Origin of the sequence: Paenibacillus sabuli (assembly GCF_014705605.1) — a bacterium.
In the GTDB taxonomy this organism is placed as follows: Bacteria; Bacillota; Bacilli; order Paenibacillales; family Paenibacillaceae; genus Paenibacillus_D; species Paenibacillus_D sabuli.
Window position 1 is genome coordinate 26655 of the sequence record NZ_JACXIZ010000033.1, and the last position, 24415, is coordinate 51069.

Here is a 24415-nt window from a genome sequence, read left to right on the forward strand (position 1 = left end):
ATGATGGAGCAGATCGAGCGAGAGCTGGATGATATCGAATTTCGCGCGATGGAGCTGCGGGATATCCCGGCCATCTGCCGCATCGAGCGCGAGTCGTTCAGCAGCCCGTGGTCGGCCGATGCGTTTCGGCAGGAGCTGACGGGCAATCACTTCGCGCGCTATACCGTGATGGTGCGGGGCGGCGAGATTATCGGCTACGGCGGCATGTGGACGATCATGGACGAGGCGCATGTGACGAATATCGCGGTGCGCGGCGACTGGAGAGGGCGCGGACTCGGCAGCCGCCTGCTCGGCGAGCTGCAGCGCTTGGCCGTGCACAGCGGGATGCAGCGCATGACGTTGGAGGTTCGGGTCAGCAATACGCTGGCGCAGCATTTGTACAAAAAGCACGGCTTCACGCCCTCGGGCCTGCGGCCGGGCTATTATTCGGATAATCACGAGGATGCCCTGATCATGTGGGCGGAGCTCAAGCCCGAGCACGGAGAGGGGACGCCAGGATGAGCGGCACGGAGATAAAGGGCATGGAGATGAGCGGCAAAACGGAAGATGCAGCCGCACGGCGGCCGGAAGCAAACGCGGCGAACGCCGTGCGTGACGAGGACCGGGTCGCAGCCGGCTCGTTGATTCTGGCGGTAGAGACGAGCTGCGACGAGACGGCTGTCGCGGTCGTGCGCGACGGCCGCGAGATTCTCGCCAATGTGATCGGCAGCCAGATCGACATCCACCGCCAGTTCGGCGGCGTCGTGCCGGAGATTGCCTCGCGCCAGCATGTCGAGTCGATTACCTTGATCGCTCGCCAGGCGGTGCGCGAAGCGGGGATTGCGCTGCAGGACGTGAGTGCGGTCGCCGTGACGCAGGGCCCCGGTCTCGTCGGAGCCCTGCTCGTAGGCATCGTGGCGGCCAAAAGTCTGGCGCTGGCGCTGGACGTGCCGCTCATCGGCACCCATCATATCGCCGGGCACATCTATGCCAATCGGCTCGTGGAGGAGCTGAGCTACCCGGCGCTGGCGCTCGTCGTCTCCGGCGGGCATACCGAGCTGGTCGTCCTGGAGCGGGAGGGGCGCTTCCACATCATCGGCCGCACCCGCGACGACGCGGTCGGCGAAGCCTATGACAAGGTGGCGCGCGCGCTCGAATGCCCGTATCCGGGCGGCCCACATGTCGATGCGCTCGCCGCGGGCAGCGCGGACGAGATCGTGCTGCCGCGCGCCTGGCTGGAGCCGGATGCGTATGATTTCAGCTTCAGCGGGCTGAAGTCGGCCGTCCTCGCACAGCTGAATCAGGCCCGCATGAAGCGGCAGCCGATCGATCGCGAGGCGCTGGCCGCGGGCTTCCAGGCCTCGGTCATCGACGTGCTCGTGACCAAGGCGATGCGTGCGGCGCGTGAATATGACGTCAGGCAGCTGCTGCTGTGCGGAGGCGTCGCCGCCAACAAGGGCCTGCGGGCGGCGCTCGGCGAGCGCTGCCGCGAGGCGGGCCTGCCGCTGGTCGTGCCGCCGCTCGTGCTGTGTACGGACAATGCGGCGATGATCGGCGCGGCCGCGCATCTCAAGTGGCAGCGCGGCGAATTCACGCCGCTCGACATGAAGGCCGATCCGCAGCTCCCGCTCGAGCAATGGTCAGTCGGGCCGGCGAGTAACCGCAAAAAGTGAGCTTAAATCGGCCGTCGGAGGAAAAGCAGCTGAGTAACCGCAAAAAGTGAGCTTAAATCGACGCGCGGGGCAAAATTAGCTGAGTAACCGCAAAAAGTGAGCTTAAATCGGCGTCCGGAGCGAAATTAGCTGAGTAACCGCAAAAAGTGATCTTAAATCGGCGCGCGGGGCAAAATTAGCTGAGTAACCGCAAAAAGTGAGCTTAAATCGGCGCGCGGAGCGAAATTAGCTGAGTAACCGCAAAAAGTGAGCTTAAATCGGCGTCCGGAGCGAAATTAGCTGAGTAACCGCAAAAAGTGAGCTTAAATCGGCGTCCGGGGCAAAATTAGCTGAGTAACCGCAAAAAGTGAGCTTAAATCGGCGTCCGGAGCGAAATTAGCTGAGTAACCGCAAAAAGTGAGCTTAAATCGGCGCGCGGAGCGAAATTAGCTGAGTAACCGCAAAAAGTGAGCTTAAATCGGCGTCCGGAGCGAAATTAGCTGAGTAACCGCAAAAAGTGAGCTTAAATCGGCGTCCGGGGCAAAATTAGCTGAGTAACCGCAAAAAGTGAGCTTAAATCGGCGTCCGGAGCGAAATTAGCTGAGTAACCGCAAAAAGTGAGCTTAAATCGGCGTCCGGGGCAAAATTAGCTGAGTAACCGCAAAAAGTGAGCTTAAATCGGCGTCCGGAGCGAAATTAGCTGAGTAACCGCAAAAAGTGATCTTAAATCGACGCGCGGGGCAAAATTAGCTGAGTAACCGCAAAAAGTGAGCTTAAATCGGCGCGCGGAGCGAATGTATGGAGGCTCTGCGCATGCAACAATCCAAAAAGGCGGCTCTCGCATTTAGAGAGCCGCCTTTTTGGCGTAACCATGCAACCGTGCGCCGTGCGCGCTTTCCGTTGTCTATATCACCGTGCGCCGTGCGCCGCCTTCCGTTGTCTATATCACTGTGCGCCCTGCGCCGTCTTTCATTGCCTGACGTATCGTACTCCATTACAGTCTTTCATTGCCTTACCTCATCGTATTCCCTATGCGCTGTGCATTGCCTTATCTCGCCGTGCGCCTGTCTCGTCATACGTCACCCGCGTGCCTTCATGCGCCTATTGTGCGCGCCGCACAGCACCATGCATCGGCGCAACGCCGCCTACTCAAAAAACAAAAAGTGCGTGGCCAGCTTGCGCAGCCGTCCGTCCGACGGGGCGTTGACGATGCGTCCGTCGAAAATGAGCGAGGACGAGCCTCCGCCGTCGAGATTGTAGGCGTCCTGGGCGCCGAAGCGCCGGAGCAAAAGCTGCAGCTCGCCCAGCGTGGCGCCGGAGCGGCCGGACTCGTCCGCCGCATCGGTGACCAGGAACAGCAATTGATCGTCTTTGTAATTGGCGATGACGGTCCGCGCGGCTCGCTTGGGGCTGGATGCCCATTTGGCCGGGATCGTCTGACTGACGCCGTCCTTGAGCAGGATCGGCACGAAGGAAGCGCCGAATTCCGGCTCGTCCCGATCCAGCTCCGCTTGCGTCGTATAATTGCCGCCCACGAGCTTGCGGTTCTTGTTGACGCCGACGAAAAATAAGTTGGAGAAGGTCGGCTCGAACCCGTTGACGTATTGGCCGTCCATCACGGTCGTGCTGAGCGGATACCGCGAGCCGCGCTGGTCGGCGAATCCGCCGGCATTGACGCCGGCAATCGCGCCATAGCGCTTGACGGCGGCCAGCGTCGTCTCGGCGCCTCCGAACCTGTCCTCGCCCAGCACCATCGACATGGCGCCTTCCTCTTTCAGCTTGACTTTGAGCGCGTACCCCTTGAAGTGCTGCGCGCGCACGTAGAACAATTGGGCGCGCAGCTTGTCGCTTTGCACCGTTTTCGACGGCGTGCCAAGCGCCAATGTGATGCGCCTGTCGTATATGCGGCCCGGCCGTCCCGACTGCGCGGTGGCCAACGTAACCAGTTGCTGCATCTGCTTGCCGGTCTCGGTATACAGCCAGGCGGTTTTGCGAATTTTGTCCGCCGTGACATTGGCCAGCTCCTGCGAGGCGTCGAGCTTGTCCGCAATCGGGGCGCCAAGTTCCGCGCTCGCAGACGCCGGGGCAGGCGGCGCCTCCGGATAAGCGGAGCTGCCCAGCTCCAACGAGAAGCCCGCCCACAAGAGCCAGACGAGCATCCCCAGGAAGGGGGCGCAGGCGAGCAGCAATGTGCGATTCATCAGTTTGAGCGGCGTGGTCATTTCAGCACATCCAGGCTTTTTTTCAGCTCGTCGAGCTGTTTTTTGACTTCGTTGATTTGGCTATATAATTTGTTGCTGTTGTCCGTCCGATCGGTCGCATTGTCCTTCGTGAACGTAAGCAGCTCGTTCAACTGGTCGACCTTGCCCGAGAGCGTCGTCAGCTCCGCCTCGAAGTCCTGCTCCACCTGCGCCAGCCGCTGGTCGTAAGCGGACTGAAGCGCGGCAATCTGAGCCGAGGTTTGGCGCTCCAGATCGGAGGTAACGGCGATCCGCGCCTGCTCGGTGTACCACATCGTGCCTCCTGCACCGGCAGCAATCAGCAGCATCCACAACAACACAAAAAAAACAATTCTTCCGCTGCCCGTCTTGCGCCGACGCTGTTCGCGGCTTTGCGGAAGGCTCGTCTGGTATTCGGTATTCATGCGCGTGTTATTCTCCTCCATGTCCATCAATGTGCAGCTTGTCCCTGTCATACCATTAGACGACGAATGAAGGAAAAAGTTGCGTATTGCATCATGTGTAAAACGTTATCCACATATCCCCACACAGCTGTGGACAACGCTTCGAAAGCGAGAGACAGCAGGGTGGGGGCAAAAACTGCGGTTGGGGACAAGTTTTTCAACAGTCGGCTGTGGATAATGTGGATGATGTGTGTAAAACTTTCATGTCATGCGTTGGATTCGCTCCTTTGTTAAGAAAATACAAAGGCAGGCCCGTTTTGAGCCTGCATTTATCGACAGAATTTTAGAACAACTCACAATTTGTTGTGGATAAAGCTGTGGAAATCGTGGATAGCGAAGTTGACGCGAAGTTTATGGTAATTAATTACATTAATTGCTCCCACTCGTCATACCGTTCGCCGAGCGTCGCCTTTTTTTCATCAATTTCCGCTTGCAAATCCTGTACCTTGACGTAATCATTGTAGACAGCAGGATCCGCCAGTTGTCGTTCAAGCGCCTCGATGTCGCTTTCCAGATCGGCAATGGTCTGCTCCAGCTGCTCCAGCTTGCGCTGCCGCTGACGTTCCTCTTTTTTCGCCGTTTTTTCCTTCTGGTAGTCGGATTCTTCCGCAGCAGGCGAAGCGACGATTCTTTTTCCCGCATTTTGCAAAGCTTCCGCCTTTTCCTCCCGCAATTCCGCCATTTCCTGTTTCTTGTCCAGCATTTCGTCGTAATTTCCCAGGAAATGATGAACGCCCTCGGCCGACAGTTCGACAATCCGCTCGGCCATCTTGTTGAGGAAGTAGCGGTCGTGGGAAATGAACAGCAGTGTGCCCTCGAAATCCATCAACGCCGACTCCAGCACCTCCTTGCTGTACAGGTCGAGGTGGTTGGTCGGTTCGTCCAGGATTAATACATTAGCTTGCTGCAGCATCAGCTTGGAAAGCGCTACGCGCGCCCGTTCGCCGCCGCTGAGCGCGGCGATTTTTTTCTTGACATCCTCGCCGCTGAACAGGAAGTTGCCGAGCACAGTCCGGATGCGCGCTTCCTCCATGTGCGGGAAGGCGCTCCACACCTCCTCGAGCACGGTGTTGGCATCGCTGAGCTGCGTCTGCTCCTGATCGTAATAGCCAATCCGCACGTGCGTGCCCCAGCGCACCGTGCCCGCCTGCGGCTGCTGCTCTCCGACCAGCGCTTTGAGCAGGGTAGACTTGCCGATGCCGTTGGGACCGACGAGCGCGACTGTCTCGCCGCGCTGCAGGCGCAGTGTGACGTCGCGCATGAGCGGGGCGGGGGCGTCGGGGTAGGCGATCGTCAGGCGGGTCGCTTCCAGCACCTCCTTGCCGGTCTGCCGCTCGATCTCGAAGCTGAAATGCGCGCGCTTCAGCTCGCCGCCGGGCCGGTCCAGCCGCTCCAGCTTGTCCAGCGCCTTGCGGCGGCTCTGGGCGCGCTTGGTGGTGGAGGCGCGCACGAGATTGCGGGCGATGAAGGACTCCATGCGGGCAATCTCGGTCTGCTGCTTGTCGTATTGCTTCATCGCCGCTTCGTATTGCTGGGCCTTGAGATCGATGAAACGGCTGTAATTGCCGGTGTAGCGCTGCGCGGCGTGGCGCTCGATCTCGATGATGGAGGTCGTCATCGCGTCCAGGAAGAAGCGGTCATGGGAGACGACCAGCACAGCGCCCGAGTAGCTGCGAAGATAGCCTTCCAGCCAGGTCAGCGTATCGATATCCAGATGGTTGGTCGGCTCGTCGAGCAGCAGCAGATCCGGAGCCTGGAGCAGGATGCGCGCCAGTGCGAGCCGGGTCTTCTGCCCGCCGCTGAGCGCGTCGATCGAGGTGCGGGGATCGAAGCTGCCGAAGCCCATGCCGTGCAGCACGCTGCGAATGCGGGTGTCGATCTCGAAGCCCCCGCGCTCGCGGAATTGCTCGGAGCGCGCGGCATAGCGATCGAGCAGCTCGGCATACCGGACAGCGTCGGCCTGCACGTGCGGATCGGCGATGCTTCGCTCCAGCTCCCGCAGCTCGCGCTCGATCTCGAGCAGCGGTGCGAAGACGGCGCGCATTTCCTCGTCGATCGTGCGTGCGGAGCTGAGGCCGCTGTTTTGGGCGAGGTAGCCGATCGTCGTCTCCTTCGCCTTGTAGATGCTTCCGCTGTCGGCCGTCAGCTCGCCGGCAATGATTTGCAGCAGGGTCGATTTCCCCGCGCCGTTGACGCCGACCAGCCCGATTCGCTCGCGCGCCTGCACCTGGATCGTAATATGAGAGAGCACGGACGTGACGCCGTAGCTTTTGGACAGGTCGGATAATTGAAGCAGCATAATGAACCTCCGTATGAAATAGAATGCGTATGGCGCGTCTTTTCTTACAGTTTACCTGAAACGACGCCGCGAAAAAAGCGGGATGGCGCGCACCTGCCGACCAGCGCGAAACCGGCCGTGGATTGCTGCGGGGGGATTGGCGAAGAATATCCAACAATGGTAAACTGTAAGCATCGGAACAATTACGACTGACGGTGGGGTACGAGCAATCATGAAGCAAGCGACAAATGATCCGTCAAGCGAGGGCAAGCGGGCGCTGCGCCAAGAGATGCGCACGCTGCGCGACCGGCTGGACGCAGCCAGCCGGGACGCATGGTCGGCGCGCGTCTGCGACCGCGCGGCCCGCTGGCTGACCGAGACGGGCGCCGCGCGGCCGATGCTGTACGCTCCCTGGCGCTCGGAGGTGGACACGGGGCCGCTGATCGAGCGGCTGTGGCGCGCCGGACTGCCTGTCCTGCTGCCGCGCTGCGAGCCAGCGACCCGAGCGATGACGCTCTATCGCATACGGAGCTGGGACGAGCTGATGCCCGGCGCCTATGGCATACGCGAGCCCGATCCGCGTCGGGCCACGCGCTGCGAGGAGGGCGAATGGCCGGACGCGGTGCTCGCGCCGGGTCTGGCGTTCGACCGGGACGGGGGCCGGCTCGGCTACGGCGGCGGCTATTACGACCGCTTCAGGGAGCGGATGGACGCGGCGGGAGCTGATGCCGGCTGGGTCGGCCTCGCCTTCGAAGCGCAGCTCGTGGCGCGGGTGCCGCTTCAGCCGCATGACGCTGCGATGGACGCGGTCATGACGGAGCGCGCCGTCTATATCGGGCCGCCAGGAGGCGCCGCGCCGATCGCGAAGGCTCACGAAGAGGAGAGCGAGGCATGAACGACAAGCTGACGCATATCAACGAGCAAGGACGGGCGCGGATGGTCGATGTCACGGACAAGGCGGTGACCAGCCGCGAGGCGACGGCCCGCACGGCCGTGACGATGCAGCCGCAGACGCTGGCGCGCATCAAGGCCGGCGCCGTCGGCAAGGGCGACGTGCTGGCTGTGGCCCAGGTGGCCGGCATCATGGCCGCCAAGCATACGGCAGACTGGATCCCCATGTGCCATCCCTTGCCGCTCACCGGCATCGATATTCGCTTCGACGACAACGGCGAGGATCGCCTCTTTATTGAAGCGACGGTGCGCACGACGGGACGGACGGGCGTGGAGATGGAGGCGCTGACGGCCGTATCGGCGGCGGCGCTCACGGTATACGACATGTGCAAGGCGCTGCAGAAGGACATGGCGATCGGAACGACGGAGCTGGTGCGCAAGCGCGGAGGCAAGAGCGGCGACTACGAGCTGGAGCGTGATTCGAAGCAAGACGGCCCTTCGATCTAGTAGCTCGGCTGCTGTGGCGAATCGAATATGCGCAATCTCGAGGTGGGGGAGGGGTGACCGTGGTGCAGTGGAAAGCAGCGATATTGACGGCCAGCGACAAAGGTTCGCGAGGCGAACGGGAGGATACGAGCGCTCAGGTCATCCGCGAGCTGGTGGAGGAAGAACTGGGAGGCGTCATCGTGGACTACCGCATCGTGCCCGACGAGCAGGATGAGATCACGGCGGCGCTGATCGAGATGACGGAATACTATCAGGCGGATCTCGTGCTGACGACAGGCGGCACCGGACTGGGGCCGCGCGACGTGACCCCGGAGGCGACGCAGCGGGTGGTCGAGCGTCTCGTGCCGGGCATCGCCGAGGCGATGCGGGCCGGCTCGATGCAGAAGACGAGGCGGGCGATGCTCTCGCGCGGCATCTGCGGCATCCGCGGACATTCGCTGATCATCAATCTGCCGGGCAGTCCCAAGGGCGTCCACGAGAGCCTGCTGGCAATCATCGACCAGCTGCCGCATGCGCTCGGTATTCTGTCGGGCCGCATCGGGGAGCATAGCCGATGAGCGGGCGCGCAGGCGGTACGCGGCTGCGGGAGATCCCGGTCGAGGCGGCGGTCGGCCTTCCGTTGGCGCATGACCTGACGCAGATCGTGCCCGGTACGTTCAAGGGCAGACTGTTCAAAAAAGGCCATATCGTCACAGCAGCCGATATCCCCAAGCTGCTCGACATCGGCAAGGAGCACATCTATATTCTCGAGCTGGGCGAGGGCGAGCTGCACGAGGACGACGCGGCGCTGCGCATGGCGAAGGCGCTGTCCGGCGAAGGCATCGCATACGGAGAGCCGCATGAGGGCAAGGTCACGCTGAAGGCGCAGCATACGGGGCTGGCCGCGATTGACGAGACGCTCGTGCACGAGGTCAATCGGCTCGGCGAGATCGCACTCGCCACGGCGCGCCACCATACGCTGATCCGCGAGGGCGGACCGCTGGCGGCGACCCGCGTCATCCCGCTCTACACCTCGGAGGCCAAGCTCGCCGAGGTCGAGCGGCTGGCCCGTGAATGCAGGCAGCGCACCGGCGCTGCGCCGCTGCGGATCCGTCCGCTGCGGCGGATGCGGGTCGGCCTGCTGACGACCGGAGGCGAGGTGTACAGCGGACGAATCGAGGACAAGTTTGGCCCCGCTGTGCGGGCCAAGCTCGAGGCGCTCGGCTCGGAGGTCGGCGAGCAGCGCTTCGCACCGGACGACCGCCATACAATTGTCAAGGAAATACACTACTTGCGCGGCGCGGGGTATGATATGATATTGGTAACAGGCGGGATGTCCGTGGACCCCGACGACCGGACGCCGGGCGCCATTCAGGCGGTCGGCGCGGACATCGTGAGCTACGGGACGCCGATGCTGCCCGGCTCCATGCTGCTGATGAGCTATTTGGACGGCGTGCCGCTGCTCGGCTTGCCCGGGTGCGTCATGCACGACCCGTTCACCTCGTTCGACGTGCTGCTGGCGCGCATTCTCGCCGGCGATACGATCGTGCGCGAGGACATCGTGACGATGGGCTATGGCGGCTTTCTCGGCTGTTGACGGCATGAGACGTTTACGTGGTTGATCATAAAGGAGGTTAACACCAATGAGTGGACTGGGCGTATCCGGCGTCATCCTATTGATTGTTGTGGCGCTGCTGCTGTTCGGACCGAAGAAGCTGCCCGAGCTGGGCCGCGCTTTTGGCAGCACGCTGCGGGAATTCAAAAAAGGCGCGCGCGAGATCATGGAGGACGACGACAAGCAGGATCGCAAGGACGCAAGCCGCACAGAAGCGCGGGAGGAACAGCCGCGCGCGCAGCGTCTGCCGGACTGAGGAATTGAAGATCGCAAGGCTGGGGAAACGGGTGCCATCCGGGCCGGATGACAGCCGTTTCTGCATGTGCGGAGGAATAGGCGAGCGAAAGGAGGCGAAGGCATGGCGGTGAACGAATCGGACGTTCCATCGGCTGCGGACACGGCGGCCAAGGAGCGGCGCGACCGGGCAATGTCGATTTTCGATCATATCGGAGAGCTGCGCAAGCGGCTGATCGCCGTGCTGCTTGTCACGGTGCTCGGACTTGTGATCGGTCTCATCGCGGCGCAAGGTCTTTACGAGTATCTCGTCTCCCAGGAGCCGCTGAATAATCTGCCGCTCAATGCGCTGTCGCCTTGGGATAGCATCGGCATTTATATGAAGATCGCCTTCGTCATCGCGTTGATTCCCGCCCTGCCGTTTGCGCTTTTGCAGGTGTGGCGGTTTGTCAAGCCGGCGCTCGGCCGGAGCGAGCAGCGTTCGGCGCTGCGGTATGTGCCGTTTGCGCTGCTCATGCTGCTGCTCGGCTTTGCGTTTTCGTATTTTGTCGTGTTTCCGATGGCGTTCCACTTCACCTCCGGGGTGGCGGAGCGGCTCGGACTGGTGGAGACGTACGGCGTCGTGCAGTATTTTTCGTTCATGTTCAATATTATCGTGCCGATCTCGCTGCTGTTCGAGCTGCCGATCGTGATGATGTTCCTCACCAAGCTGCGGATCGTCAACCCGCTGCGGCTGCGCAAGCTGCGGCGGATTGCCTACTTCCTGATGGTGCTGGTCGGCACGCTCATTACGCCGCCGGACGTCATCTCCGATCTGCTCGTGGCGGCGCCGCTCATCCTGCTCTACGAGTTCAGCATCATGCTCTCCGCCCTCATCTACCGCAAGCAGCTGCAGGCGGACAAGGCGTGGGAGGAAGAGTTCGGTCCGGATGCGTGACGCCGTGCCGCGTCGCGCTTGCCGCCCGCCCTCCCGCATCGGGACGGCGGGCTTTTTTATGCTCAGCCTGCAGCCCAACTGCTCCCCGACCTCAGTCCAGGTCCAAAAACCGCCGCAGGTCTGTTTTGGATTCACGGCGTTTCCCCTACAATAGAGTCATAAGGTTGATTGATGATCCACACTACGTACAAGGCGGTGAAGGGCAAGCATGAACGGTAAAGCGGCGCTCAGCGTAATTCTGGTTTTGCTCGGCGGCTGGATTTTGCTGCGGATGCTCGGACTGACGGATTCGATCATGAGCTTTTTGTTCCCCGTCATTCTGATCGGACTCGGCTGGGTCGGACTCAAGAACGACAAGAAGTACATCGGCGGCGGACTCGTCGCCATCGGAGCGTTGATCCTGCTCGGCAAGCTGTCGGGGCTGATCCTGTTCCTCGGCGCGGTCGCGCTGATCTACTGGGGCGTGACGATGTTTCGCAAGCGCAGCGGACGGGCATATATCGACTAGGCGCCTGATCGCGGACAAGGCTGCGCAGGCAGCGCTCTAACTCAAGGGAAACGGAGGGAACAAGATGAGCTTGATACGTCGGGTACGCGACATCACGATCGCGACATTGAACGAACGGTTGGAGAAGGCCGAGGACCCTGTCCGGCTGATCGACCAGTTCCTGTGGGGCACAAGGGAAGAAATTATACAGGCCGAGCGCCTGTATCAGCAATACGCCTCGCACGGCGGCCATCTCAAGCAGCAATGGCTGCAGGCGGAGCAACAGAGCGAGAAGCGCGAGCAGCAGGCGATGCTGGCGCTCAAGGCGGACGAGGAGAACGTGGCGCGGATGGCGCTGCGGGAGAAAAGCTCGTACGATCAGCATGCCGCGCAATACAAGCAGCTCTATGAAGAGAGCCGCAAGAACATCGAGGAGCTCGAGGAGCTGCTGCAGGAGCTGCGCGGCGAATATCAGAGCGTGTACGACAAGCGCGAATATTATACCGCTCGCATGGAGTCGCTGCGGCTGCAGCAGCGCATGAACGCCAGATACGGCGCTCAGGGCGGCTCCGGCCAGCGTCCGGACAGCATGTTCCGGCGGCTTGAGGATCGCATCAGCGATATGGAGCTGGAGGCGCGCAGCTTTCGCGACCTGCGTCGCTCGGGCGAGGAATTCCTCGGTCGCGCCGGCGCTTCGGTGCAGTCGGTGATCGAGAGCGAACTGGAGCAGCTGAGGCGCAAACTTTCCAAGGAAGGGTGACCACCCGATGAAAAAGCTATACCGGTCCACACGGGACAAGAAATTGCTTGGCCTGTGCGGCGGAGTGGCCGAACTGCTCAACATCGACGCTACGCTGCTCAGGGTATTGTTTATCGTCGCAGTCATCTTCTCTAGCGGAGCCTTGATTCTCGTCTACGTCCTGGCCGGACTCGTCGTGCCCAAGGAGCCGACGTACCGCATGGACGGTTATCACGATCCGTATGGTCAATCGTACGACAACCCGTACGGCAGGCGGCCCGGCTCGGGCAGCCACGGGTATTATAATCCGGGACACGGCCCGCAGAGCGGACCTTCCCAACAATGGTCCGGCTGGCAGCAGCCGCAGCAGCCACCGCAGCAGCCTCGGAGCGGCGGCGCGCAGCAAGCCCCCGACCTGGACAGCATGATGGGCGATATCGAGAAGAAGGCGATGCGCAAGGAGATTGATGAATTGCGCGCCAAATTGGCAAGATACGAGAAGGGAGATCATTAACATGGGTGTATTCAAACGAATGAAGGACATGACAAAGGCTTCGCTGCACGAGATGCTCGACAAGATGGAAGATCCGGTCGTCATGCTGAATCAATACCTGCGCGACATGGAAGCCGAGATTCATCAAGCCGAGGTGACGGTCGCCAAGCAGATGGCGAGCGAGCGCCGGATGCGTCAGCGTGTCGAAGAAGCCTCCCGCAACGGCGCGGATCGCGAGACGAAGGCGGAGCAAGCGCTGCGCGGCGGACACGAGGAGCTGGCGCGCAAGCTGCTGGAGGAGAAGGTGTTCTTCGATCAGAAGCTGACCGAATACAGCGATCTGCATGCCGAAGCCAAGGAGCATGCCGACCAACTGATGGCCCAGCTGCATGAGATGAAGGACGAATTCTATCAGCTGCGCAATAAGCGCAACGAGCTGGTGGCACGGGCCCAGATGGCCAAAGCCAAGAAGCAAATGTCGCAGATGAGCACGAGCCATGCAATCGAAAGCGGCGGCGCTTCGCGCGGGTTCAGCCGAATGGAAGAAAAAATTATGCAAATGGAGGCGGAAGCCGACGTGCTCCGCGCCCCTGGCCTGTATACGCCGCGTGCCGGCGCAAGCGCGCCGGTCGATCCGGAGAAGCAAATGAAGGTCGACGAGCAGCTGCATGCGCTCAAGGCGCGGATGAATCAAACGTCCGGCGAATAGCGCACAGCATGCGCGGGCCCCATTCGCCCAGCAAGCCAAGCGAGAAGAGGAAGCGCCCGGCGGCGCTTCCTCCTCCAGTCGGCTTGCTTTTGCATGTAAGAACCTGCGGGCCGGCTGCAACCTAACACAGGGCGCTCTCGTCCAATACACAGAAATACACAGACCGCAAGCGCAAGTACACAGATCGCAAGCAAATGGAGGATACTGATGGAGGACAAAAAGCCCGTCCCGAAAGTGCAGCCGAACCAGCGGCGCAATACGGCGGAGACTGTGCTGTGGCTGCTCGTCATCGTCGGTCTGCTCGTGCTGGTCCTGCAGGGAGCCGGCTATCTGGAATGGTTCCAGCTGCAGGGGGCCGCGGCCGCGATCGGCCTGTCATTCATCGGGCTGGCGATGATCTCCGTGACGATCTACGGCTATCTGCAGCGGATCAAGCTCAAGGAGACGATCAAACGCCTCACCGAGCAGCAGCGCCGACGGAGTCGATCGGTCACGCTCAGCGATGAGGAGTCGGACGCCGAGGGGGCAGAGGAGGACGAGGCTGCGGAGGACCGGGTCTGGCAGGAGAAGGTGCGCTTCACCGCGGTAATCGAGGAGCGGCAGCGGCTGGCGCGCGAGCTGCACGACGCGGTGAGCCAGCAGCTTTTTGCCATCTCGATGACAGCGACGGCGGTCGGCCGCACGATCGACAAGGACTTCGAGCGTGCCCGGCGCCAGGTCGAGCTGATCGAAGAGATGGCCTCGGTCGCCCAGTCGGAGATGCGCGCGCTGCTGCTCCATCTGCGGCCGATCCAGCTCGATGGCAAGACGCTGGCCCAGGCGCTGCGCACGCTGCTGGACGAGCTGAAGCAGAAGGTGCCGATGGAGATCCGTCTGGAGATGGACGAGTCGATCCGGTTGCTCCCGCAGGCGGAGGACCATCTGTTCCGCATCGTGCAGGAATCGCTGTCCAATACGCTCCGGCATGCGCGCGCGGATCAGATGGAGATCGCCATGTTCCGCTATGGCAATCAGATCAGGCTGACGCTGCGCGACAACGGCGTCGGCTTCGATCCGGAGTCCAAAAAGCAGACCTCCTACGGCCTGTTGACGATGCAGGAGCGGGTGACGGAGCTGGGCGGCGCGATGCAGCTGCTGAGCGCGCCGAAGCAGGGCACGACGATCGAGATCGCGATACCGGCATTGGCCGATCAGAGGGGGAACAGCTGAGGAGATGGAGGAGCAAGCGATGGAGCAACAGTCGATCAAGGTGCTGCTGGTGGACGATCACGAGATGGTGCGCATCGGCCTGGCTGCCGTGCTGGATACGGAGGACGGCATCGAGGTCGTCGGCGAGGCCAGCACCGGCCAGGAGGGGATCCGGCTCGCACAGGCGTACAAGCCGGATATCGTGCTGATGGATCTCGTCATGGAAGGGATGGACGGCGTCGAGACGACCAAGCAGGTGCTCGATATTCATCCGGACTGCAAGGTCATCGTGCTGACCAGCTACATCGACGACAGCAAGATGTATCCGGTCATTGAGGCGGGAGCGTTCAGTTATTTGCTGAAAACATCGCGCGCCGGCGAGATTGCCGATGCGATCCGGGCGGCGGCGCGCGGCCAATCGGTGCTGGAGTCGCAGGTGGCGGCGAAGATGATGAACCGGCTGCGCACCCCGAAAAAACCGCAAAAAAAAGCGCTGCACGAGGAGCTCACCGAGCGCGAGATGGACGTGCTGCACCGGCTGGCCCAGGGCAAGTCCAATCAGGACATTGCAGACGAGCTGTTCATCGGCATCAAGACGGTGAAGTATCACATCACCAATATTTTCAACAAGCTGGAAGTCGAGGACCGCACGCAGGCGGCGATCTACGCCCACAAAAACGGCATTGCCGAATAAGCACGACGGCATGGCTGTGCGGCCGCGAGCCCGTTTTGTGTCTGTGCGGCGCTTTCGCGCACAGGTCGAGGTTCAGTGCATGACGGCAAGTGACGACTGTAGCGGTGTGGGGTCCCTGGTCGGCTTCGCGATCGGGAAGCCTCGTGCCGCTTCGTTGTCATCGCTAACCAAGTTGCAAACGAGACTTGAGGCATCGTTTTCGGCATCGCGCCGGACGGTGCCTTTTCCTTATAGCGCGTATAAGCTCAGATAGAGATTCGCCTGCTCGCGGTCGAGATGAGGCTCTAACGGACATCAGCGACGCTTAGCAGGTGATTGAGTCAAAAACAAGCGCTATTATCACCGCTAAGCGTTCCTCATGACCGACCGCCGTTATGCTGCCGGGCACCGCCCTTCGAGTCTCGGTTCAAGGCTGCAGCGTCTGTAGTCCGGCGAGACCGGGCACAGGTGCAGACTGCCCTTCGCGATCCGGCTGCTCGGCGCGGACCTGGGTCACGAAGCGCAGCACGTGCTCGAAGATGTCGGATCGACTGGCCGCATGATGGCAGACCATATGGCCGCAGTTGTTCACGATCAGCAGCTTTTTGGCCGGCGTGCGCAGATGACGGTAGATATGATGGGCGCTTTCGGTGCGCACGATATGATCGTGATCGCCTTGCACGACGAGCGTCGGCATCTCGATCCGGCTATAGATGTCGTTGGACTCCATGAGCATGCTTTTGAATTCCCGCGCCGTTTGGATCGGGGTCGACAACAGCTTGCGGGCGTAATTTTTGAGCATATGCGGCTGCGTCAGCGAGCGCAGCAGCACCCGTCCGTTGAACAGATACACCGGCGCTGCCAGCAGCGTGAGCGTGCTGATTCGTTCAGGATAGCGGATGGCCAGATGCGAGGCGATCAGGGCCCCGGTCGAGAATCCGATGAGGTGAATGCGCGGATACTGGCGCAGCAGCTTCTCCAGCTCTTCCTCTGCGATCCGCAACCAATCCAGGCGCGTCGAACCGCGCATGTCGCGGCGGGTGCCGCCGAGCCCTTTGAGTAAAAACGTCGCCGGTCGGCAATCATGGTCCCGCAAATACGATGCAAGCGGCTCTACCTCCCACACACTTCCCGTAAACCCATGGATAAGCAGACACGGTTGTTCCATTTTCGCCATTCACCCCTTTACTTTATTTCATACCCGGTTACCAAGGAGACTCAAACGAGCCTTGTATCAACGAAATGGCGCGTCGTACTCTGGCGGCGGCGATGCGCGCCAATCCCGAAATTGTGACGCATTGTGATCCTCGTCAACCCGAAACCGCGGCGCGTTGCGACCTTCGCCAATCCCGCATCCATGGCGCGTCGCGATTAACGCCGATTCCGCATCCGTATCGCGTCGCGAGCCATCGTCGACGATTGTTCGCTTAGTGTGAGTCTGCTGCTGTTAAGTTATGCAGCCCATGGGCGCGTGGTCCGGGACGCGCGGGGCGGGCCGAGCGCAGCTCCCGGCGCGTAGGGCCTGCTGTAAGATGGCTATCGGACGTCTATGTACGGCTATCTCACGGCTATCGGAATCATATGCTTCCGCCTCGGTCTCCGTCTTGAGGCCGCACCGGGCCCCGACCTGAATCCAGGTACAAAAACCGCCGCAGGTCTGTTTTGGCAAACGGAAATTCATTCTACAATAGAGACATGAACAGAAGAGACGCGGAGGTGAGAAATCATGAACGGAAAAACGATAATGAAAACAGTGCTCGTTATCGCCGGCGTCTATCTGGTATTGAAGCTGCTGGGAATCACACTGGGAGCGGTAATGAGCTTCCTGTTCCCGGTCCTGCTGATCGGCATCGGATGGATCGGCCTGAAAAACAAGCATTCGCTCATCGGCGTCAGCCTGATCGTCATCGGCGCGCTGCTGTTGATCGGCAAGCTCTCGGGCCTGCTCGTCATACTCGGCATCGTAGGCCTCATCGTATGGGGCGTCTCGCTGCTGCTGAGCGGCAAACGCCGCGCAACATAATCGACAACAGCGGCGACATCGACAGCAGCGGCAACAAAAGACGGTCGCAGGCCGGATGGCCCTGTCGGGAAGGCCGGGCCAGCCCGGCCGAGAAAGGAGCAACTGACATGCAATTGATTCAGCGTGTGCGCGACATCACCGTCGCCACATTCAACGAGCAGATGGAAAAAGCGGAGGATCCCGTCAAGGCCATCGATCGTTTCCTGGCCGATACGCGGCAGGAGATCGACCGGGCTGAGGCGCTGCATGCGCAATGCAATCGGCACAGCCTGCAGATGAAACGGCAGTGGCTGGAGGCCGAGCGCCGGCAGGACAGCCGCGCGCGTCAAGCGGAGCTGGCTCTCCAGGAGGGCCGCGAGGCGGGAGCGCGGGCCGCGCTCTCCGACAAGCTGACCCAGGAAGAAATCGCTGCGCAGTACAAGGCACTGTATGAGGAGAGCGCGGAGCAGCTGACCCAACTGCGCGAGCGGCTCCAGGAGCTGCACGGCACGTACCAGGCGGCTGCGGATCGCCGGCAGTACTACGCGGCGCGAATGGAAACGCTGCGGCTGCAGCAAAGCATGCCGCGCCGCGGGACGGCGGCAGGCGCAGACCCGGCGCGCATGTTCCACCGGCTGGAGGAGCAGCTCGGCGATCGCGAGCTGGAAACCCGCGCCCTGCGGGAGCTGCGCAGCGCGCAGTGCGCGCCGCATGCGCCGCTCTCCCCGGAGCGTGAAGCGGCGGCGGAGCAGGCGCTGCAGCAGCTCAAGCAAAAACTGGCGAAAGGAAGTCGATGAGCATGCATAAATTGTACCGGTCGCGCAGCGACCGCAAGCTGACGGGCATCTGCGGCGGACTGGCGAAGTATGTCGGGGTAGACGCGACGCTGCTGCGGTTCCTGGCCATTGTCGGCACGATATTTACGAGCGGCGGGCTGTTGCTCGTATACATCATCGCCGCCTTCGTCATCCCGAATGAGCCCGGATACGACGCGCACGGCATGTACGAATACGGTCCGCGTACGGAAGGCTACAGCGCCTACGGCGGCGCAGCCGGGGCCACGCAATGGCAGAGCGCCGCAGGCGGCGGCTACGGCAGCGGTCACATGTCGTCGCCTGGCAGCTACAAGGCGGAACCGGCCGGCGTGGACGCAGCGATGGACGATCTGGAGAAAAAAGCGCTGCGTAAGGAATTGGACCAATACCGCGCCAAGCTGGCGCAATACGAAAACGAGGAGCGATAAACGATGGGAATCCTGAAACGTGTAGCCGATATGACGAAAGCCTCGCTGAATGAAGTGCTCGACAAAATGGAAGATCCGGTCGTGATGCTGAATCAATATGTGCGCGATATGGAAATGGAGATTAACGAAGCGGAGCGTACCGTCGCCCGCCAAATGACGGCCGAAGCGCGGCTCAAGCAGCGCCGCGAAGCTGCCGTTCAGACTGCGGAGGCCTGTCAGGCCAAAGCCGAGCAGGCGCTGGCCGCCGGAGACGAGGACCAGGCCCGTCGGCTGCTGGAGCAGAAGCTGGCTAGCGACGAGCAGGTCGCGCAATTCGCCGAGCTGCTGGCGCAACAGGAGGGCCGAGCGGCGGAGCTGAGCCTGGAGCTGGAGTCGATGCGCGAGGAGCTGGCGCGTCTGCGCGCCCGGCGCGGCGAGCTCGCTTCGCGGGCAGAGGCTGCTCGCGCCAAAAAGCAAGTGGCGCAGGTCTACGCGCCGCATGCCATCGAAAGCGGCGGTGCGGTACGCGGCTTCTCCCGCATGGAGGAGAAAATTATGCAGCTCGAAGCCGAGGTCGAAGTGTCCGGCACGTATCGCGCAAGCGCGGCGTCGTATGTATCGGCTTCGCCAAGCACCGTCAAGCAAGCGCAGGTCGAGGACGCGCTGGATGCGCTCAAGCGCAAAACTTCGTCCGCAGACGCAGCGCCTGCAAGCGATGCTGCGTCGGACGAAGCAGGGGCGGCACGTTCCAAGGAGAATGACGCCTAGTTCAAGCTTGAACAAGCTGTCAAGCCAAGCATTCTCCAAGCGTCGCTTAAGGCGTCGTCCAAGGGTGATGTAACCGTCATCCCAGCGTTCACCAGGAAGCACTTGAGCCGTCCGGCTGCTGAGCCGGGCGGCTTCCTTGCATTTGCTGCGCGGGTAAGATGTAAAAATCGGCGCATCGCTGGCAATAATCGAATATTTACAAGCGTATGCTTTCGACCCTACCCTAAAAGAGATAGAATAGAAACATTCGGCATGAGGATCACATATTTCTTTCTCGGCATTTCTTGAAAGCGGTTTAAGTTAGCGGAGGGTCAGACATGGAAAAAAAGAGATTTAATCGCGCCTTGTTTTATACGTACCTCAGCTCATACATCGCGGTGCTGGTCATTCCGCTGGTCGTCCTGTGGCTCGTCCTCAGCCACAACATGGCAGGGCTGCTGAAGGACGAGATGATCGGCAACCAGCTGGAGCGGCTCGGGCAAGTCCAGGACATGGTCGAGATCAAAATGAACGAGCTGGAAAAAATCGCGTTTCGCATTTCCTCCAATCCGGAGCTCACGCCTTACAATGCTACTAAAAATGCCTACGCGGCAATGAATACGGTAAGCGAGCTGCAAGATTACAAGGCCGCCGACGCGTTTTTATTCGATCTGCTGCTCTACTATCGGGACAAGCCGCTGCTGTATTCGTCGGAGGGAACGCATGCGCCGCAGCAGCTCGTCAGCCGCACATTTCCTTATGAGCGGTGGACGGACGAGGCTTTCTTCGAGACGATCAGCACCCTGACCTTGGCCGAAATTCGTCCGGCGGAGGCGCTCCTGTACGCGCCGCCGGTCCGCATCGTGACGTCGATGATGCCGATTCCGTATCAACGCACGACGCCGTATGCGACGCTGGTGTTCCTCATCCGCGAGCAGGCGCTGCTGGACCTGATCCAGCGCATCGACGACGATTATGCCGGCAATACGATGATTGTCAATGCGAGGGGAGAGATCATCACCTCCGTCCGGCCGGCAGCGGACGCGCCGTTCAATCCGCAGGCGCTCGAAGGGCAAGGGACCGAGCTCATGCAGGCCGACGGCAGCGAATACTTCGTCTCCTATATCTCCTCGGCGCGCAGCGGCTGGACCTACGCCACCTATATCGACAAGGCGGCCGCGCTGCAGCAGGTGCAGCAGATGCAGCGGCTCGGGATCATTCTGCTGCTGGCGGTGCTGTTCCTCGGCAGCGCGCTCATCTACGGCTCCATGCATCTGAATTACAATCCGTTGCGCCGCCTGTTCCAGTATACGGAGCAGCGGCTCAAGGAAGTGACGCCCGATGTACAGCCGATTCGCGATCTGGACAGTGTCCGGCTGGCGGTGCATGCGATCTCGGACAACAGTCGGCGCTTGCATCTGGCGCTGGATCAGAGCCGTCCGGCGCTCAAGGCGCAGCTCGTCACCGAGCTGATGCGAGGCAGCGTCAGCGATCTCGAGTCGTTCAACCGGCGCGGAGCGGCGGTCGGCGTGCTGCTGCGCGATACGCCTTACCGCTTCGTGCTGCTGCTGCTGCAGCAGCGCCCGCCCGAAGCGGCCCCGGGCGGGATGATGGAGCTGCTCGAGCGCGAGCTGCCGCCGGGAATCGAGGGCTATGGGATGGAGAGCAGCGAGGGCAACATGCTCATTTTGGCTTGTACGTCGGCAGACCTGGGCGAGGACGCATTCATCGCGAGTATGGACGGGCTCAAGCAGCGGCTGCATGCACAGTGGGGCGCCTTGGCCACGGTCGGGATCGGCCGTTCGTACGAGACGCTTGCCCAGCTGGGCAAGTCGTACCTGGAGGCCTCGACCGCGCTCGATTACCGGCTCATCAAGGGCAGCGGCGCGGTCATCGTGTTCGACGAGGTATCGGAGGCGTCGGCTAGCGGCGCGTGGTATCCCGAGAGCGAGCTGGAGGAGCTGCGCCTGGCGGTTCGGCAGGGCAGCACTTCGCGCATCGAGAAGCTGCTGGATGCATTGATCGCGACGATGAAGGCGGTGGAGATCCCGCTCTATCTGATCAAGTGTATCTGCTTCGACTTGATCAATACGCTCGTTCGCACGATCCAGGAGATGTATCCCGAGGAGGCGGACGAACGGCAGCGCTACCCCGACGTGACGTCGATCGTGCAATTCGAGACGGTCGACGGGCTCGTCGAATCGCTCAAGACGGCCAGCACGCAGCTGTGCGACGTCATCCGGGCCAAGAAGGAGAGCGGCAATGCCCGCCTCGTCGAAACGCTCAAAGCCTACATGCAGGCGCATTATGCGTCGTACAGCTTTTCGCTGCAGCAGATGGCCGCGGACATGGGCATGTCCGCTTCCTATATTAGCCGTTACTTCAAGAATCAGACGTCGTTGACCGTGACCCAGTACATCCAGCGGCTGCGCATCGAGCGCGCCAAGGAGCTGCTGCGCGGCGACGACAATCTCCAATCGATCGCCGAGCAGCTCGGCTACGGCAACGGCTCCAGCTTCATCCGGCGCTTCAAGGAACACGAGGGCGTCACGCCGGGCGAGTACCGCAAGCAATTTGAATCTTAAAGGCCGGCAGCGTCGTCAGGACGGCGTTGTCGGCTTTTTGGCGCCCATAGCGCGCATGGCTGTAGAGGCCGCTGCCGAGGTTGTTGATGACGCTGCCGATGAACATAGCGCGCTTCATTCTGCCCGAGATGCAAAGTCGGCTGGCTAGGTGGCAATAGAGTGAAAAAGTAACGCTACACCGCTTTTTACATTACTGGCGCCGGAGCGGCATGTAAACAAATGCGCATTGACGAAACCGCCCCGGCGGCCTAGCCTTTGGGACAGGAAAGCGCTCACCCGCTTTTCGGCAAACGAGAGGACAAGCGAGAGGAGGGCCCTACGAGGATGCGACCCAATATATTGCTGATCATGACCGACCAGCAACGCTATGATTCCCTGTCCTGCTACGGCGGCACGACCGTGCGGACGCCGCGGCTCGACGAGCTGGCGGCCGCGGGCGCGCGCTTCGAGCATTGCTACGTCAACGGGACGATCTGCACGCCGAGCCGGGCGAGCATCATGACCGGCAAGCCGCTGCCCGGACACGGCGTGTACAAGTTGCACGATTGCTTGCCCGACGACCAGGTGTGCTTCACCGAGCGGCTGCAAGAGAGCGGATACAAGACGGCGCTGTTCGGCAAGCTGCACGTCTCCGGCCGCGTGGCGGAGGCGGCGGCGCGTCATCCGCACGACGGCTTCGATGTGTACGAATGGTGCAACGACCCGGCGGGGCTGCATTTTGACAGCGCGCTCAACGCCTACGGCAGCTGGCTGCTGGAGCGCTTTCCGGAGGTGCATGCTCAGGTGGCGCGCGAGGGCAAGCAGATGCGCCACTTTGCGCAGCAGGCTCATTTTACGCGTTGGGCTGCTCAGCGGGCGACGGAATTTTTGCGCGATCAGGACGGACAGTCGCCGTTCTTTTGCAAGCTGAGTCTATTCGATCCGCATGATCCGTACTGGGACTACCCGGAGGAGATGGCCGCCGGCGTCGATCTGAGCCAGTGGGAGCCGCGCCCGGCGCCGGCCGGGGAGGCGCCGCTGCCGGATGCGGTCGCCCAGGAGCGGGAGCGGCTGTTCCGGCCGTTGACCGACGAAGCGCTGCGCGCGAGCCGGCTCGGCTACGACGCCTCGGTCGCCTTCCTCGATCAGGAGATCGGCCAGGTGCTGGATACGCTCGATACGCTCGGCCTACGGGACAATACGCTCGTCCTCTTCGTCAGCGACCATGGCGATATGCTGGGCGATCGCGAGCTGATGGAGAAGGGGGCGTTCTTATACGAGGCCTGCACGCGGGTGCCCTTGCTCATGCGGTGGCCGCAGCGGATCGCGCCCGGGACGGTCGTGTCCGCGCTCGTGCAGCCGCATGATCTGGCCGCGACCGCGCTGGCGGCGGCAGGCTGCGCCGAGGCGCAGCGTCTGGCGTGGATGCCGCATGCGGCGGATCTGCTGCCGCTGGCTGCCGGCGAGCAAGCGGCAGCACGCGATCACGCGGTCTGCCTGTATCGCAACAGCGGCTACGGACCCGGGGGGACCTACTATGATCCGCCGATTCATGCTTCGATGTACCGCGATCCGCGTTACAAGCTCAATGTCTACCATCACACCGCGGCGAGCGGCGAGCCGCAGGGCGAGCTCTACGACATGGCGGCCGATCCGCAGGAGACGGTCAATCTATGGCGGGACCCCGCGCATGAGCAGACGCGCAGGCGCCTGGAGCAGCGGCTGCTGGACTGGCTGGTCGAGCAGGACTGGACGTACAACGGCTCCCGAGGCGGCGAGGCCATCGTACGGCAAAGCCGCGGCTAGCGCGGGATTGCAGCAATGTAAAATTTGAACGACGCGGGGCATAAACGCATGCTTTACATGACAAAGCACCCCCGAGTATGATGCAGGTCACAAGGAGGTGTGCACGCTGAAAGCGTTTCAAAAGAAAATCGGAGTCAACTGGCAGCTTTATCTGCTGTTTCTTCCGACACTGGCTTACTTTCTCATTTTTCAGTACGGCCCGTTATACGGCATTCAGATTGCATTCAAGGATTTTTCGGCGGTACGTGGGATTACGGGCAGCCCGTGGATCGGCTTCGAGCATTTCGAGCGTTTCTTCGGCTCGTACCAGTTCTGGACACTGCTGTACAATACGATCGAGCTTAGCCTGTACGGGCTGCTCGTCGGCTTTCCGGTGCCGATCATTTTGGCGCTGCTGCTCAATCAGCTCGGCCACGAACGCTTCAAGCGCTTCGTGCAGACGGTGAGCTATGCGCCGCATTTTATCTCGACCGTGGTGCTGGTCGGCATGATGTTTGTCTTTTTATCGCCCAATTCGGGACTGCTTAATCAGATCATCGTCGCCTTCGGCGGCGACCCGGTCTTCTTCATGGCGCGGCCGGAATGGTTCAAGACGCTGTTTGTCTTCTCGACCGTATGGCAGAGCGCCGGCTGGGGCGCGATCATCTATCTGGCCGCCCTTGCGAGCATCGATCCCGGCCTGCACGAGGCGGCGCGGATCGACGGCGCTTCCAAGCTGCAGCGCATCCGTCATATCGATCTGCCCGGCATCATGCCGACGATCATTATTCTGTTCATTCTGGAGATCGGCAAGCTGATGACGGTCGGCTTTGAGAAGGCGTATTTGATGCAGAATTCGCTGAACATCGATTCGTCCGAGATCATCCAGACCTACGTGTACAAGACCGGCCTGCTTGGCGCGCAGTTCAGCTTTTCGACGGCGGTCGGCCTGTTCGACGCCGTGATCAACTTTATGATTCTGATCTTATTCAACCGGCTGTCTCGCCGAATATCGGAGACCAGTCTGTGGTAGAGGGAGGTGAAGCGGTCA

The 24415-nt window shown here is 61.4% G+C and carries 26 protein-coding genes; 21 read left to right on the forward strand and 5 right to left on the reverse strand.

The window, feature by feature from the left end; genetic code table 11:
- Both rimI and tsaD read left to right on the forward strand, forming a co-directional pair.
- Window positions 1-501 carry a ribosomal protein S18-alanine N-acetyltransferase gene (gene rimI / locus IDH44_RS18290; RefSeq protein ID WP_190920204.1) on the forward strand — a complete coding sequence of 167 codons (501 nt, stop codon included), beginning with the start codon at window positions 1-3 and terminating at the stop codon, window positions 499-501.
- Between the two features lie 26 nt (window positions 502-527).
- Window positions 528-1652 carry a tRNA (adenosine(37)-N6)-threonylcarbamoyltransferase complex transferase subunit TsaD gene (gene tsaD / locus IDH44_RS18295; protein WP_190920270.1) on the forward strand — a complete coding sequence of 375 codons (1125 nt, stop codon included), beginning with the start codon at window positions 528-530 and terminating at the stop codon, window positions 1650-1652.
- Window positions 1653-2776: 1124 nt separating this feature from the next.
- On the opposite strand, the gene IDH44_RS18300 is transcribed toward tsaD, so the two are convergent.
- The 3 genes from IDH44_RS18300 to abc-f form a co-directional block, all read right to left on the reverse strand.
- On the reverse strand, window positions 2777-3853 hold the full coding sequence (locus IDH44_RS18300) for a phosphodiester glycosidase family protein (RefSeq protein ID WP_190920206.1): 1077 nt from the start codon (window positions 3851-3853) through the stop codon (window positions 2777-2779).
- Window positions 3850-4275, reverse strand: a complete 426-nt coding sequence (locus IDH44_RS18305) for a hypothetical protein (protein WP_223869805.1) — start codon at window positions 4273-4275, stop codon at window positions 3850-3852. Before IDH44_RS18305 ends, IDH44_RS18300 begins: the two co-directional genes overlap by 4 nt.
- Before the next feature lie 403 nt (window positions 4276-4678).
- Complete coding sequence (gene abc-f / locus IDH44_RS18310) at window positions 4679-6613, reverse strand: ribosomal protection-like ABC-F family protein (RefSeq protein ID WP_190920208.1); 1935 nt, start codon at window positions 6611-6613, stop codon at window positions 4679-4681.
- A 211-nt stretch (window positions 6614-6824) separates the two neighbouring features.
- On the opposite strand from abc-f, the gene IDH44_RS18315 reads away from it, so the two are divergent.
- The 12 genes from IDH44_RS18315 to IDH44_RS18370 all read left to right on the forward strand — a co-directional run bounded on the left by IDH44_RS18315 (window position 6825) and on the right by IDH44_RS18370 (window position 15065).
- Window positions 6825-7487 (forward strand): 5-formyltetrahydrofolate cyclo-ligase, encoded by a 663-nt coding sequence (locus IDH44_RS18315; RefSeq protein ID WP_190920210.1) that lies wholly within the window; start codon window positions 6825-6827, stop codon window positions 7485-7487.
- The gene (moaC, locus tag IDH44_RS18320) at window positions 7484-7990 is read left to right on the forward strand and encodes a cyclic pyranopterin monophosphate synthase MoaC (RefSeq protein WP_190920212.1); all 507 of its coding nucleotides are present in this window, start codon (window positions 7484-7486) and stop codon (window positions 7988-7990) included. The genes IDH44_RS18315 and moaC overlap by 4 nt, the downstream gene beginning before the upstream one ends.
- Window positions 7991-8052: 62 nt before the next feature.
- Complete coding sequence (locus IDH44_RS18325; RefSeq protein ID WP_190920274.1) at window positions 8053-8547, forward strand: MogA/MoaB family molybdenum cofactor biosynthesis protein; 495 nt, start codon at window positions 8053-8055, stop codon at window positions 8545-8547.
- Window positions 8544-9566 (forward strand): molybdopterin-binding protein, encoded by a 1023-nt coding sequence (locus tag IDH44_RS18330; RefSeq protein ID WP_190920214.1) that lies wholly within the window; start codon window positions 8544-8546, stop codon window positions 9564-9566. Before IDH44_RS18325 ends, IDH44_RS18330 begins: the two co-directional genes overlap by 4 nt.
- A gap of 46 nt (window positions 9567-9612) precedes the next feature.
- Window positions 9613-9840 (forward strand): twin-arginine translocase TatA/TatE family subunit, encoded by a 228-nt coding sequence (locus IDH44_RS18335; RefSeq protein WP_190920216.1) that lies wholly within the window; start codon window positions 9613-9615, stop codon window positions 9838-9840.
- A 102-nt stretch (window positions 9841-9942) separates the two neighbouring features.
- Complete coding sequence (tatC, locus tag IDH44_RS18340; protein WP_190920218.1) at window positions 9943-10755, forward strand: twin-arginine translocase subunit TatC; 813 nt, start codon at window positions 9943-9945, stop codon at window positions 10753-10755.
- 208 nt (window positions 10756-10963) lie between these two features.
- Complete coding sequence (locus IDH44_RS18345; protein WP_190920220.1) at window positions 10964-11263, forward strand: LiaF transmembrane domain-containing protein; 300 nt, start codon at window positions 10964-10966, stop codon at window positions 11261-11263.
- 64 nt (window positions 11264-11327) lie between these two features.
- Window positions 11328-12002 (forward strand): PspA/IM30 family protein, encoded by a 675-nt coding sequence (locus IDH44_RS18350; protein WP_190920222.1) that lies wholly within the window; start codon window positions 11328-11330, stop codon window positions 12000-12002.
- 7 nt (window positions 12003-12009) lie between these two features.
- Window positions 12010-12495, forward strand: coding sequence for a PspC domain-containing protein (locus IDH44_RS18355; RefSeq protein ID WP_190920224.1), 486 nt, complete (start codon window positions 12010-12012; stop codon window positions 12493-12495).
- Between the two features lies 1 nt (window position 12496).
- Entirely contained in the window at window positions 12497-13183 is a 687-nt protein-coding gene (locus IDH44_RS18360) for a PspA/IM30 family protein (RefSeq protein ID WP_190920225.1), read from the forward strand.
- A 207-nt stretch (window positions 13184-13390) separates the two neighbouring features.
- Window positions 13391-14392 (forward strand): sensor histidine kinase, encoded by a 1002-nt coding sequence (locus IDH44_RS18365; RefSeq protein ID WP_190920227.1) that lies wholly within the window; start codon window positions 13391-13393, stop codon window positions 14390-14392.
- 4 nt (window positions 14393-14396) lie between these two features.
- Window positions 14397-15065, forward strand: a complete 669-nt coding sequence (locus IDH44_RS18370) for a response regulator transcription factor (protein WP_317890211.1) — start codon at window positions 14397-14399, stop codon at window positions 15063-15065.
- Between the two features lie 406 nt (window positions 15066-15471).
- Here the strand turns inward: IDH44_RS18370 and IDH44_RS18375 are convergent, their stop codons facing one another.
- Window positions 15472-16212, reverse strand: a complete 741-nt coding sequence (locus tag IDH44_RS18375) for an alpha/beta hydrolase (protein ID WP_190920229.1) — start codon at window positions 16210-16212, stop codon at window positions 15472-15474.
- Window positions 16213-16770: 558 nt separating this feature from the next.
- On the opposite strand from IDH44_RS18375, the gene IDH44_RS18380 reads away from it, so the two are divergent.
- The 5 genes from IDH44_RS18380 to IDH44_RS18400 all read left to right on the forward strand — a co-directional run bounded on the left by IDH44_RS18380 (window position 16771) and on the right by IDH44_RS18400 (window position 21600).
- Window positions 16771-17067: a LiaF transmembrane domain-containing protein gene (locus IDH44_RS18380; RefSeq protein ID WP_190920231.1), complete on the forward strand. Its 297-nt coding sequence runs from the start codon at window positions 16771-16773 to the stop codon at window positions 17065-17067.
- Between the two features lie 107 nt (window positions 17068-17174).
- Window positions 17175-17843 (forward strand): PspA/IM30 family protein, encoded by a 669-nt coding sequence (locus IDH44_RS18385; RefSeq protein WP_190920232.1) that lies wholly within the window; start codon window positions 17175-17177, stop codon window positions 17841-17843.
- 2 nt (window positions 17844-17845) lie between these two features.
- On the forward strand, window positions 17846-18289 hold the full coding sequence (locus tag IDH44_RS18390; protein ID WP_223869806.1) for a PspC domain-containing protein: 444 nt from the start codon (window positions 17846-17848) through the stop codon (window positions 18287-18289).
- Between the two features lie 3 nt (window positions 18290-18292).
- Window positions 18293-19036, forward strand: coding sequence for a PspA/IM30 family protein (locus IDH44_RS18395; RefSeq protein ID WP_190920236.1), 744 nt, complete (start codon window positions 18293-18295; stop codon window positions 19034-19036).
- Between the two features lie 317 nt (window positions 19037-19353).
- On the forward strand, window positions 19354-21600 hold the full coding sequence (locus IDH44_RS18400; RefSeq protein ID WP_190920238.1) for a helix-turn-helix domain-containing protein: 2247 nt from the start codon (window positions 19354-19356) through the stop codon (window positions 21598-21600).
- On the opposite strand, the gene IDH44_RS18405 is transcribed toward IDH44_RS18400, so the two are convergent.
- Entirely contained in the window at window positions 21563-21706 is a 144-nt protein-coding gene (locus IDH44_RS18405) for a hypothetical protein (RefSeq protein WP_190920240.1), read from the reverse strand. The genes IDH44_RS18400 and IDH44_RS18405 overlap by 38 nt on opposite strands.
- Window positions 21707-21924: 218 nt before the next feature.
- Here IDH44_RS18405 and IDH44_RS18410 point away from each other — a divergent pair, with 218 nt between their 5' ends.
- Entirely contained in the window at window positions 21925-23385 is a 1461-nt protein-coding gene (locus IDH44_RS18410; protein WP_190920242.1) for a sulfatase family protein, read from the forward strand.
- Between the two features lie 97 nt (window positions 23386-23482).
- The gene (locus IDH44_RS18415; RefSeq protein WP_190920244.1) at window positions 23483-24397 is read left to right on the forward strand and encodes an ABC transporter permease; all 915 of its coding nucleotides are present in this window, start codon (window positions 23483-23485) and stop codon (window positions 24395-24397) included.
- Window positions 24398-24415 lie beyond the last annotated feature (18 nt).

Bases quoted from the DNA above. Each gene is read 5' to 3' on its own strand.
- rimI (WP_190920204.1), top strand. From the start codon at position 1: ATGATGGAGCAGATCGAGCGAGAGCTGGATGATATCGAATTTCGCGCG.
- tsaD (WP_190920270.1), top strand. From the start codon at position 528: ATGAGCGGCAAAACGGAAGATGCAGCCGCACGGCGGCCGGAAGCAAAC.
- IDH44_RS18300 (WP_190920206.1), bottom strand. From the start codon at position 3,853: ATGACCACGCCGCTCAAACTGATGAATCGCACATTGCTGCTCGCCTGC.
- IDH44_RS18305 (WP_223869805.1), bottom strand. From the start codon at position 4,275: ATGAATACCGAATACCAGACGAGCCTTCCGCAAAGCCGCGAACAGCGT.
- abc-f (WP_190920208.1), bottom strand. From the start codon at position 6,613: ATGCTGCTTCAATTATCCGACCTGTCCAAAAGCTACGGCGTCACGTCC.
- IDH44_RS18315 (WP_190920210.1), top strand. From the start codon at position 6,825: ATGAAGCAAGCGACAAATGATCCGTCAAGCGAGGGCAAGCGGGCGCTG.
- moaC (WP_190920212.1), top strand. From the start codon at position 7,484: ATGAACGACAAGCTGACGCATATCAACGAGCAAGGACGGGCGCGGATG.
- IDH44_RS18330 (WP_190920214.1), top strand. From the start codon at position 8,544: ATGAGCGGGCGCGCAGGCGGTACGCGGCTGCGGGAGATCCCGGTCGAG.
- IDH44_RS18335 (WP_190920216.1), top strand. From the start codon at position 9,613: ATGAGTGGACTGGGCGTATCCGGCGTCATCCTATTGATTGTTGTGGCG.
- tatC (WP_190920218.1), top strand. From the start codon at position 9,943: ATGGCGGTGAACGAATCGGACGTTCCATCGGCTGCGGACACGGCGGCC.
- IDH44_RS18345 (WP_190920220.1), top strand. From the start codon at position 10,964: ATGAACGGTAAAGCGGCGCTCAGCGTAATTCTGGTTTTGCTCGGCGGC.
- IDH44_RS18350 (WP_190920222.1), top strand. From the start codon at position 11,328: ATGAGCTTGATACGTCGGGTACGCGACATCACGATCGCGACATTGAAC.
- IDH44_RS18355 (WP_190920224.1), top strand. From the start codon at position 12,010: ATGAAAAAGCTATACCGGTCCACACGGGACAAGAAATTGCTTGGCCTG.
- IDH44_RS18360 (WP_190920225.1), top strand. From the start codon at position 12,497: ATGGGTGTATTCAAACGAATGAAGGACATGACAAAGGCTTCGCTGCAC.
- IDH44_RS18365 (WP_190920227.1), top strand. From the start codon at position 13,391: ATGGAGGACAAAAAGCCCGTCCCGAAAGTGCAGCCGAACCAGCGGCGC.
- IDH44_RS18370 (WP_317890211.1), top strand. From the start codon at position 14,397: ATGGAGGAGCAAGCGATGGAGCAACAGTCGATCAAGGTGCTGCTGGTG.
- IDH44_RS18375 (WP_190920229.1), bottom strand. From the start codon at position 16,212: ATGGAACAACCGTGTCTGCTTATCCATGGGTTTACGGGAAGTGTGTGG.
- IDH44_RS18380 (WP_190920231.1), top strand. From the start codon at position 16,771: ATGAACGGAAAAACGATAATGAAAACAGTGCTCGTTATCGCCGGCGTC.
- IDH44_RS18385 (WP_190920232.1), top strand. From the start codon at position 17,175: ATGCAATTGATTCAGCGTGTGCGCGACATCACCGTCGCCACATTCAAC.
- IDH44_RS18390 (WP_223869806.1), top strand. From the start codon at position 17,846: ATGCATAAATTGTACCGGTCGCGCAGCGACCGCAAGCTGACGGGCATC.
- IDH44_RS18395 (WP_190920236.1), top strand. From the start codon at position 18,293: ATGGGAATCCTGAAACGTGTAGCCGATATGACGAAAGCCTCGCTGAAT.
- IDH44_RS18400 (WP_190920238.1), top strand. From the start codon at position 19,354: ATGGAAAAAAAGAGATTTAATCGCGCCTTGTTTTATACGTACCTCAGC.
- IDH44_RS18405 (WP_190920240.1), bottom strand. From the start codon at position 21,706: ATGTTCATCGGCAGCGTCATCAACAACCTCGGCAGCGGCCTCTACAGC.
- IDH44_RS18410 (WP_190920242.1), top strand. From the start codon at position 21,925: ATGCGACCCAATATATTGCTGATCATGACCGACCAGCAACGCTATGAT.